The sequence below is a fragment of the Nostoc sp. DedQUE09 genome, from assembly GCF_034530915.1.
Taxonomy (GTDB): domain Bacteria; phylum Cyanobacteriota; class Cyanobacteriia; order Cyanobacteriales; family Nostocaceae; genus Nostoc.
Window position 1 is genome coordinate 101609 of record NZ_JAVRCE010000021.1, and the last position, 11558, is coordinate 113166.

At 41.4% G+C, this 11558-nt stretch carries 7 protein-coding genes; 1 reads left to right on the forward strand and 6 read right to left on the reverse strand.

The genetic code is table 11. The annotated features are described in order from the left end of the window. The coding region (locus RMY27_RS15775) for a CHAT domain-containing protein (protein WP_322664709.1) at positions 1-2293 on the forward strand (2293 nt) is incomplete at its 5' end. Between the two features lie 215 nt (positions 2294-2508). Here RMY27_RS15775 and RMY27_RS15780 read toward each other — a convergent pair. From RMY27_RS15780 to RMY27_RS15805, 6 genes are all read right to left on the reverse strand, one after another. Next, positions 2509-3879, reverse strand: coding sequence for a TnsD family Tn7-like transposition protein (locus tag RMY27_RS15780; RefSeq protein ID WP_322664712.1), 1371 nt, complete (start codon positions 3877-3879; stop codon positions 2509-2511). Positions 3880-3943: 64 nt separating this feature from the next. After that, positions 3944-6217, reverse strand: a complete 2274-nt coding sequence (locus tag RMY27_RS15785) for a TnsD family transposase (RefSeq protein WP_322664714.1) — start codon at positions 6215-6217, stop codon at positions 3944-3946. After that, positions 6214-7833, reverse strand: a complete 1620-nt coding sequence (locus RMY27_RS15790; RefSeq protein ID WP_322664716.1) for an ATP-binding protein — start codon at positions 7831-7833, stop codon at positions 6214-6216. Before RMY27_RS15790 ends, RMY27_RS15785 begins: the two co-directional genes overlap by 4 nt. Next, positions 7826-10018, reverse strand: a complete 2193-nt coding sequence (locus tag RMY27_RS15795; RefSeq protein ID WP_322664717.1) for a Mu transposase C-terminal domain-containing protein — start codon at positions 10016-10018, stop codon at positions 7826-7828. Before RMY27_RS15795 ends, RMY27_RS15790 begins: the two co-directional genes overlap by 8 nt. Then, positions 10015-10860: a TnsA endonuclease N-terminal domain-containing protein gene (locus RMY27_RS15800; protein ID WP_322664719.1), complete on the reverse strand. Its 846-nt coding sequence runs from the start codon at positions 10858-10860 to the stop codon at positions 10015-10017. Before RMY27_RS15800 ends, RMY27_RS15795 begins: the two co-directional genes overlap by 4 nt. A 149-nt stretch (positions 10861-11009) precedes the next feature. Further along, positions 11010-11447: a hypothetical protein gene (locus RMY27_RS15805; RefSeq protein ID WP_322664721.1), complete on the reverse strand. Its 438-nt coding sequence runs from the start codon at positions 11445-11447 to the stop codon at positions 11010-11012. Positions 11448-11558: the final 111 nt, after the last annotated feature.

Consider the following 11558-nt stretch of genomic DNA (forward strand, 5'->3'; position numbering starts at 1 on the left):
AATCAAAGACCGCCAAAGCGAGGGTAAGGCTCTGGGCAATCTGGGACTTGCATACGGAAATTTGGGTAACTATGCCAAAGCCATTGAGTATGAAGAGCAACTATTAGCGATTGCCAGAGAAATCAAAGACCGCCAAAGCGAGGGTAAGGCTCTGGGCAATCTGGGACTTGCATACCTCTTTTTGGGCAACTATGCCAAAGCCATTGAGTATGGAGAGCAACTATTAGCGATCACCAGAGAAATCAAAGACCGCCAAAGCGAGGGTAAGGCTCTCGGCAATCTGGGACTTGCATACCTCTTTTTGGGCAACTATGCCAAAACCATTGAGTATGGAGAGCAAAACTTAGCGATCGCCAGAGAAATCAAAGACCGCCAAAGCGAGGGTAAGGCTCTGGGCAATCTGGGACTTGCATACCTCTTTTTGGGCAACTATGCCAAAGCCATTGAGTATGGAGAGCAAAACTTAGCGATCGCCAGAGAAATCAAAGACCGCCAAAGCGAGGGTAAGGCTCTGGGCAATCTGGGACTTGCATACGGAAATTTGGGCAACTATACCAAAGCCATTGAGTATCATCAGCAACACTTAGCGATCGCCAGAGAAATCAAAGACCGCCAAAGCGAGGGTAACGCTCTCAATAATATTGCCTTGTCACGAGAAAAACAGCAGCAACCAGAATTAGCCATTGTATTTTACAAGCAATCAGTTAATGTGCGAGAGAGTATCCGCAACGACATTCGGATATTACCCCGTGAGCAACAAGAGTCCTACACCCAAACCGTAGCAGATACCTATCGGCGTTTAGCTGACCTGCTACTCTCCCAGGGACGGCTACTAGAAGCCCAACAAGTTCTCGAACTATTAAAAATCCAAGAATTGCGCGACTTTACCCGCAATGCTAGAGCTGGTGGCGAAACCTCTGGTATTGCCTTAGCCCGCATTGAAGAAGAAATCCTCAAGAGATATGGCACTCTTATTGTTTTTGGACAACAGATTTACGAATGCGAGCAGAAAAAATGTAGCACCCTCAGCCAACTACGAGATCAACTTGATGCCTTGACGCAAAAATTCCAGCAAGATACCAATACTTTTCGTAAAACCCTCCAAGACCGACTTGCCAAAGACCCCGCACTTCTTGAACCCGAACAACTCCGTAGTACTGCTGCTAAAATTGTCAATGCTGAACCAAGTACAGTCCTAATTTATCCCCTAGTTTTGAAAGACAAAATTTGGATTCTCCTGGCTAGTAGAGCCGGAGAAAAGGGCGTGGTTTTCCGCAGCTTTGAAACACCTGTCAACCAACAGCAACTCTGGAAAACGGTAAACCAATTCAGAACCCAACTGTCCAGCCCTGAAGATGAGGCAGCCGTAAAAGCCATAAGTAAACAATTATATAACTGGCTTATCCAACCTTTAGAGAAAGAAATTAAAGATAAAAATGTCCGCCATTTAGTCTTTTCCCTTGACCGTTCCACCCGCTACATTCCAATGGCAGCCTTATTCGATGGGCAACAATATTTAATAGAACATTATGCAGTTTCCACAATTCTGAATGCAGGCTTAACAGATGTCAAAGAGCGCCTACCCCTAAACAAGCAAGAGATTCGTGTCTTAGCAATGGGAGTCTCTAAAGCCTTTCCGGGATTTAATGCTTTATCAAATGTCCCCAATGAATTAGCCACAATCATTCAGCAGTCGGGAAAAGCACAACAAGGCATTTTCCCCGGATCAGAGTTCCTCAATGAAAACTTTACTTTTAACTCTTTACGAGACAATCTCACAGGTAATAAGATATTGCACCTTGCTACCCACGGTAAATTTGAATCTGGTCGTCCAGAAAATTCTTACCTCCTTTCTGGTAGGGGTGATAAATTAACCGTTGATAAAATTCAAACATTAAGCAACTACATGTCAGGTACTCATTTAGTAGTGCTTTCTGCCTGCGAAACTGCTTTGGGTGGAGTAGATGCTGATGGCTTGGAAATGTCTGGTATGAGTTTTTACTTTCTTACTAACGGCGCTAAGGCGGTGATTGCCTCACTTTGGCTCGTCAACGATGCCAGCACCAGCCAATTAATGCAGCAATTTTACCAAAATCTTTCTACAGGTCAGATGACTAAAACAGAAGCTCTCCACCAAGCGCAACTGGCTATGCTCAAAAGCAACAGCCAGGGTAGCGACAGCAACCGGAGTAGCGTTAATTATAAATTGGGTCAAGGTGAACAATCTATTTCCCGTAATCTTAGCCACCCCTACTACTGGGCACCGTTCATCCTCATTGGCAATGGGTGGTAGAGTAAATTCTAGCAGGAATCATACAGTTGGAAAGTTTCTAAAGCAGTTGCAATTTTAACAGCAAACTTTTCTCTGGGTTCACTCAAGTCAGCAATATGTTAACAGGCAGAGGTAACTTTGTGAGATGTATTTTAACCCAAGTACTTGCAGGGTGTTCAAGAGAATTAGCGAGCGCTAATTCATCAGAACCGAATTTAGGTTTTGTTGTTGAATAGTTAAGGCAGGTGAAGTGAGCCTAAAGCTTCTAAAGCAGTTGCGATCGCTTCCTTAACCAATGGCAATTCTGTTGTTTTTGGACGCAAACTTGCACGACGCACTAGTTCCCATCTTTGTGGACACAAGTTCTCTTGGCGAAAACAGTCTGCTGCCCACTGAACTTTTCTCACAGCAAACTCTTCTCTAGTTTCGCTCAGTTCTTCCACCACATTTGCGGTCATTGGTAGGTTATTGAGGTATTTCTTGATCCAAGCACTAGCAGGATAATTGAGGGAATTAGCGATCGTTGTCCGAGTAACCCAAATAATTGGATTGACATTCTCTTTTAAGCGCTGTGTTACAGCTTTAACAGCTTCCATCGTTGCAGTATCTCGGCTAGCCCAATCCACACCTGAGGTACCATTTTTAGCTTGAGGTGGTGGCAGATGCTCATTGAGCCACCCTTTATCATAGTTATATAGTTGTGCATAAACTGTTGGTATTTGACTTCGCAGTTGAGTGCGTCCTACTCCAGGATTATGTGCTATTTGTTCCAGCCATAGGTTTCTGTAAGACTCCAGCACTTCTGGAGAAAGGATACGTGGATTTACAAAGCGAGGCTGGAGAGATGCACATAGTTCAGTTGCTCTTGCCCTAGAGTTAGGTCGAGGAAAAGTAAGTTTCAGCAAAGCTGCTTGGCGCAGAATAGTTTTGACTGTAACTCCCAGACGGTTTTCTAGATCCTTGAGGGTGAGAGACGAGTCCTTCCAAAGAGTTTTTAGGGATTTTTCCCAAAAAATTCCGTAAACCTTGACTCTACAAAATTGGAAGCGTTCTTCTGGTGATTTATCGGGACCTATCCTGAAGTAAGCAAAACCGCAGGTGCAAGCAAAATTACCTGTTGGTCTGTGATTCTCTTGGTTGTATGTAATCTGACATTTACTGATTACAGACTTGGTGAAGTTTTTACAAACAGGGTTTAGGCAAGGCCAGGGACCATCACCAAAGGGTTTAGGTGCTTCTTTTAGCTCAAAAAATTCTTTTGCTGTGAATCCCAAGAAATTAATAAGCAGTAGATGGCGTAGTGGATGGTGAACTCTTCTAGGAAAGCGCACAAGCTCACAGAGCCAGTTATCACGACTCTGCTCGTTAACTTGGCATTGAAGAATCTCTAAAACTTCAGCAGGATAGTAATTTTTGAAGTTTTTCAACAATTCCTGAACCCGAATTCTGCCTGCGTAAGTGACCAACTCTGAATTATTCATTACCAATGATCGGTAATTAAGATACAAAAACTCTAAACCAGGAACAGATTGGCAATCATTAAGTAGCCATTCCACTTCACTAGCAATCTTTAACAGAAATTTGTGACAAATATTTGAAAGGTCCATTTCACGGGGAGATACATTAGCAGTTATGCGTTCTGCGGAAATAAATTCATATAGCCTTCTGCGATTATGAGTCTGTAAAGTACTTTGCTCTAGAAACACTTGAAAAAGGCAGCAATGTATAGTTGTCAATTAAATATTCAACTGTATAACGATGTCCAGCAGGTAAGCTTGCAATAAGTTTATCTAGCCGACTTGGTAAATCAAAGATTGCGATCGCGTTTTTAGTTTGGAATAAATCACGAATAGTTGATCTCTGACTAGGATACTGAACTCGATCATGAAATCTAGCACAAATGCTGTAAAACAATTCATCTGGGTAAGAATCAGGAAAACAACCAAGCATTACGTCTTTTTCTTCTAGCAAATTTTCTGAAATAGAAGCTTCGGAAGGCGGGGTATATGTAGTTATCAAAGTATTTGGAGAATTCAAATATTCCATAGCAGTATCAATTGCGTTCTGCACTTTAGCCACTGATAAGAATCTTGATCCCTCTAAACCTGATTTACGCAAGAACTGCCATTTTTTTAGGTGTATCCCGTCTTTATGGAAGCGTTCAGCAGCCCAGTAGATTTTACGAATAGTAAAGTCCTCTATTGTCTCAGCTACCTCAGCCAGTGCTTTAGCTGTTAACGGTAGCTTATCGATTTGCTTAGTAATTCGTGCTCTTTGACCAAGATTTTTACCAATTTCTTCTACACTTACCCTTACGGGTTTTCCAGGAGAGTTTTTCAGCCTCAAGCCTGAGAGTCTCACTGCATCGGCTAGTTGAACGTCACGGCTCTCCCAATCTAACCTGGACATTGGCTTTGTTCTTAATTGAGTAGGCGGCAGATGATTCTCTAGCCATTCACGATCATTTCTGTATAACCAAACATGAATGCGTCGAAATCTTTGTGCTAAAGCTGTCTTTCCTAGTTCAGGATTCTGTTTTCTAGCTGACAGCCATTCCTGCCGATAAGATTCCAAGGTTTCTATTGCCACAATCTGAGAATCTCTTTGTCGAGGTGGTGTTAAGGCTCCTTGAATTGAACGACCGCTTGGTCTAGGGAAGATCAGATTTAAACGGGCAGCTTGACGCTTGATGGTCGTGTAATGAACCCCAAGTCGTTGTCCAATTTCTGATAGTTTAAGTGTTGAGTCTTGCCATAGTTCTGTCAAAACTGCATCCCATACAAATCCATAGGACTGTACTGTTGTAGCTTGAAATTTATCCTTAGGTGATGAATCAGGACCCGTTCGGGAGTAAACAAATCCACAGATACAACTAAATATGCCTATAGGTTTGCTATTGTTTCCATTACGCTGTATACAACACTCTTTTATTTTTGCTTGTTTAAAATGGTCACTAACAGGGTTAAGGCAAGGCCAAGGTCCTTTTCCAAAGGGTTTATATTCAATAGATTGGAGATTGAATAAATCTTCGGCTCGATATCCTAAAAAGTTCATCACTAGTAGATGATGCAGAGGATGGTGCGCTCTGTGATTTGAGGTTGCGAACCATGATATCGGCCACTGTCTTTTCGTTGGTTTATTAACTTCTGAATTAAATAGTTCTAACAACTCAGGGGAGTAATAACTTTCAAATGCTTTTATAAATTCAGACCCACGTAATTTGCCGCTAGGAGAAGTTAATCCTTGATTTCCTAAAAGGAAGTGATATCGCTCATATAATAGTTGAAGATTAGCAACCAGGCATTTTTGATTTAATAACCAAGCAGCATCTTCAGCTATCTTCAGTAAAATTTGATCGTGTAAGTTTGATATATTCAAGGGACGTGGGGATGTTTTCTCTATTGCTTGTTCAGCAGAGATAAATGTTTGTGGTCTTTTTCTATCTCGTGTCCTTACACTGCTTGTTTCTAGAAAAACAAGATGAGTAGGGCAAACTTCTACACCAGGTAACTGGTGAACACGATGCCAATAAAGTTCTCCAAACTTCTTGTTATCTTGATCTCCGCATAAAGGACAGAATCGCAGCCACTGTGCTGGCTTAATCTCAGCACTTAAAATACCTAAACGTCCGTGAATTGATGAGTTGTCTGAACCTGCCATATCATTGCGAATAGAATTGATCCGCTCATGTGGATGAAATGGAGTGTAAAAAGGTAGCAGAGTATGGTTATCGATGAGTTGGTCAACTGTATAGCAATATTGGGGTGGTAAGTTTGCAACAAGATACCCAAGATGAGTAGGGAAATCTATAGGTGCGGTAACAATCACTCCAAAGAGTTCTCTTCCCACAGAAATTTGATTTGGATACTTTACTCGATCTTGGAAACGGGCACAGATACTATAGAGCAGTTCATCTGGATAGGGATCTGGAAATAAACCAATCATTTTTCTACTTCCTCTGGCAGGTATTCAGTAGCGGAGCAAATGTAATTTTCTAGCTTGAGAGCTTCATAGGCAGCAATTCCTTGTTTCGCGCTCAAATTCACAAGCTCTACCAAGCCTTTTTTTTCTGTAGTAGTTTTATGACGTTTTATCTGCCTCTTATTAATTTCACTTTGCGAAGAAGATTGAGTCACAACATCTGTTACCTTGCTTGCTAACTCTGTCGCAGGGGAATCAAAAGTAGGATTATTAGGGCTAATTTTGGCTTCTTGTTCAACTTCTACCAAGCTTTTCTGAATTATGGGTGAAGAGCTAATCTTGCCAACAACTTTTATAGTATTTTGAGCTTCTTGTATGAAAGATGTAATATCGATTGGATGAACATCCTCAAAATTTTGAAGAAATTGGATATCACCATTTTTTAAAGCTAACATAATTGGTTGTGCTAGGCGCAGGCTATCCTTAGCAACTGACCGAATGATGCTCTCAGTAACGGTTTCTTTTCCAGTTGCAATTGCCCGCACTTGCGCCAGCATATAAATTTTGACTGCAAAGTCGGTAATCCCCTGAGTTACTTCATAGAGAGCGTGGCATAGTTCTGGTTTGAGTGGGCAAAGTTTTTTGAGGTATTGATAGCGCCAAAGCGATTCGACAAAGAATTCCCAAACATCATCGTCTGCCATCCTGTCCCAAACAAGATCCCCTTGACCACTACCCCGACGGATTTGACGGAACTCACCACTTAAAATAGACATGGCTTTATAGGTTCCTACAAGAACAACAGGAATGCCAATGGTATTAATAAGCTGGACAAAAAAGTTGAGCATTTTTTTTGAGCCACCGCTTTTAGCTTCGTTCAGATGTTGAATTTCATCGATTACCAACACCCCGATGCAATGTAGTGAAGCTACACGAGCCATGTACGGAATTAACTCATCTACAGTGCGCTTACCCCCTCCTGTATAATTTTTGAAATAGTCTGTTCTCAAAAGGTCATCAACGGCTTGAAAGAAATTTAGACACAGGCCTTTAATTGAACCATCATTAGGACACTCTAGTTTTAGCCATACAATTTGCATGAGTATAAAATCACGATCGCAATAGTGACCGTGAACTATTACTTGGGGATAAAGATCCAATATTGCTTCTACAGATGTGGTCTTACCCACACCGCTAATGCCAATAATTGTGAAGCCTGTAGCCGTTGACCTGAATCGATGATTTTGAGTGACCGTGGCCACTTCAGAACCCAGAACATCTAATTGCTTTTGGAAATTTCTCCAAAAATCTGCTTTTAATGGATTGCGTGCTTGATACCCTGCCCGAATCATGCGTGAAAATCGCTGTTCTAAATCAATATGAATTGGAAGAGGTTCAAAAAATTGCAGTGCATTCTGCACCAAATGTAAACGCAGATGGGATGGCAGTTGGCGTTCTCCCTCATCATAATTGGGATAATTTGCCAGAAACTGCATAACTTCCTCTTCTGATAGAATTGGGGGTAAGGCCTCGATCAGTGGATTACCACGGTAGCTTGAAATTAGTGGATCGCGGTATGAGGCTGGTATAACTGCTACCTTCCCTACTAAGAGTGATGGTGTCAAATTGGTACTAGTCATTTTTCCAGTTCCTCTCTCTTAGCTTGCGTAATTTATCAATTGGCTTGGGTGGAGCTACGTAACCTTCATTCTCTTCTTCGGGTTGAGTATTTAAAGGTATTGGAATTACTTGCCCTGGCTCCTGGGAATTTTCTTTGGCACCTAACTCCCATGCTCCTGTTTCTCGTTCATTTTCACGCTCTGATTTGCGATTTTCTTTAATATTTTTGGTACGCGATCGCTTACTTTGGCCAGTGAGCGCTTTTTCAGTCTGTTCTTTGGCTTCACCCACAATGTGATCTACTTGAGCTTGGAAAGTAGCTTTGGAAGACTGTTGGCGAGTCATAGCAATTTCTTTGCCTTGTTTTTGTAGCTCAAAGTAGTCAACGGTTTCATACCAATTTCGCCCTCTGAATGTTGTCTCAGTCTCAATAAGCTCGCAAGGTTCCAAGTGTCTACTGTCATCAAGGCGCAGATATATGGTATTCAATGAGCGGATATCATAGGCTATTGGAACTTTCCATCTTCCCTTGATTCTTGCCTTTACAAACCATTGCTCACGTAGAGCTAGTTGGCAGGTATATAACAATCCTTTATAATAGATACCTTGTGCAGTGACTGAAGCCTCTGCTGTTGGCAGCAGATTTAGTTTGACAATTTCAGATGCCATTTGGCGAAGATGACCAACTCGGTTTCTAATGCCCCAATTCCAAAGGTCTAGTGGGTATGGGTCAACATAATCTTGGATCATGAACTCGTCCATTCGATACCATTGCATCCTGTGGTCTTTGTTGTGGTCAAGGACGCAGTAAATCATCAGCTTGCGGAATTGATTAAGGTCTAGAACTGCATCAAGTCTATAGTCCTTGTCACCTCTTTCTCGTCTTTGGTAAACAGCTCCAGGCATCCAGTGAATCATCTTGTCATTGCTTAAGCGAAAGTTTCGCTCAACAATTGCTTTCCAATCAGCTCGGTAGGGAGGCGTGTTGGATATCCCAATATCAAGAGCATTGACCAAATTGTCAGCGTTGTATCCTTCTAATTCACCTCGGTCTGCTAGAATTTTTTCAGGAAGGTGATGACTTGGCCAATCTGCTTCATCAATTTGAATTCCATACTCTTGGCAAAAAGCTACTTTATCCTTCGTAGCATTTTCAAGAGCTAACATTGCACCTAACCAACTTGGACCTTCTAAACTGACACTAAATCCTGTAATGAGTCGGCTAAAGGTATCGATGATAAAGTAAATTACAGGGCGACCAATAATACGATTTCGGTCTAGAGAACTAACTAGATAAATATCGCCGATAGTGGCATCAATTTGGTAGACTGACCCTGGTCCATAAGCCATTTGGGTTGAACTTCCAAGTATAGCCCGATAAGATAAATTAAATCGACGCTGACCTTCACGAGAAATTTTTTCCCTACTAATATCACGCTCTTTGTCATACCAATAGCGGAACTGAGCAAATGTAGGTAGTTCGCTAGCAGGTGGTAATACAGGCACTAATACTTTATCTCGAATTTCATAACCCTTATGAAAAAACTTTTTTAAGGTCTTGTCAAAGGCATTATTCAAAGTTATTCCCTGTTGCTTTTCATAAAATAATTTAATCCCACGCTGAAAGCTGTGTCTTATTTCATCATCTACATTGACTCCTAGTGGTATATTTGTTACTTTTGAGAGCTTACTTGGGCGACCACGCTTACGATTAGAAGGTTTTTTTTCTTTCCCTTTTGCCCCACATCTATCAAACAAGGGAAGAAGGGTATTTTTTGCTTGTCCTCCCTGCCAATAACGCCGCAAGTAATGATAAATAGTCTTTTTTATGCAACCTGTCCGTTTGACTGTATCCCCTATCAGTTGACCACGAGTACGGGCATCAAAGATTAACTCTATTTCACCCTCAACTAGTGGGGCAATGACATTCCATGCATGGTCTCTATGCTGACGGTGATTCTCTGAAATAGCACTTTCGGGACGAAGTAACCCTGAATATGGATCAACTTCAAGGATACACATCTTCTTGGATATAATTGCTGTCTCCACCTCTTTGAATTTTTGCCATTTTGGGAGCGCTTTTGAGTTGTTAATCTCTATGGTCACCATGTCTTGACCAGACGGGTCAATCCACAGTACACGCTCAATTTTGTTTTCAGCCTCAGCGTTTTGCCATTCCAGCAGCATATTGACGAGAAGACTCATCCTACACCCTCTAATCCTTGATGTGATTGCTCTAACAGATTGGCCAGAAGAACTAAAGGCTCACTGGGTTGAATTGGTTTATTCATGTCAATCAACCACTTGCGGTTGGCAAGAAGATGACGAGCTACAGTAAGACAGATACCTGGTGATAGACCGAGTTTGTCATCACAATCAGCAGCTATTCTTGCTAATGATTGATTGTGTTTGACTATTCTCAGAGTTAGAGCTGTTTCAATTCGACGAATTTCAGATGCTGAAAGAGGTGATAGATTCTCAACTACCAGATAAGGGTGTAGCCACTCAACATTTTTGACTAATGCTTCAGAAATTTCATTTTCTGTGACGATTTTCCAATCGATACCTCTGGACTGCCAATATTGACGTTCAATGTCTAATTTTTGTAATGTCCTTTCTGACTGCAAATCTTGAGCATATTTGACTGTACGAATTTGCTCTACAACTCCAATTTTCTGGCGAACAGTAACACAAAAGTCAGTTGTCATTACAATTGGCTCTTGAGTTTTTGGGTGTTTCGGATGAGGAATTCCAGACTGTTCAGCGATCGCTAATGTTTCTTCTAAGGGTAGCAGGGGATACTGTTCGCGAATATCACAAACAATAGATGACCATTCCAGCACATAGAAATAGTTAAGTTCTAGGTTGCTGTGTAAATGATGAACTCTTTTGGTTTTCCAACCCTTGATTCTGGTAGCAAGACCTAGTGATGGTACATCTTGAATCAATAACCAGGGTTTGTATTCAGAAGCTATGCCTTGTCCACGACCTTCCTTGATGTACCTGTTGATAACTTCTGGATTTATAATTCTCTTTCGTTTAGCCATTCAATTGCCCCCCAATTAAATAAGTTGTGCTTTTCTTCAGCCTGTACGTCACATTCATTGCCTTGTCGCAGTAACGATCGCTGCACTAAAAGCATTTTGCTTACGACGTACAAGTTCTGTTTGAAAAGGAAGGCTACTCAATGGCTTCTTCAAAGAGATGCTAAAAAATCTTTAATTTTTTTAAGTTGCTTTTCATCCAGAACTTGTTTGAATTTTTCCGCCACTATCTCCTTTTCTTCTGGCAAGGCAGACATAAGCAATGCTACCAGTTCGATGAAATCCTCCTCTTGAAAGGTTTTTTCAAGCTTCGTCGCTGCCCGAAGAGGATTTACAAAAACTGTTACTTGCTTGATTCTTAATCCAGCTTGAACCATAGCAGCATTAACAGTTAACTCACCAGCCAGAACTTTAGCGTGTAATTCGGGATTTTTTTTACGAAGCTGGCGAAGTCCAGCTTGTTTGCTGGTGCCAGTAGGTCTCTTTATCTTATCGTAATTGTGTATATTATCAACAATTATCTGCTCACTATCAATCCTTTGATTTTTTTCAGGTGCTCCTGCTTGTCTCAGTACAATACGGTCTAGCAAATCTAGAAGTAATGAGTCATGGGAGCACAGTCGCCAGAGTGTTTGAAGAGTTGTCCCTAGAACACCGATTCAGTAATCAAGGAGCATAAGAAAAATCAGCCTTGAGAGAAG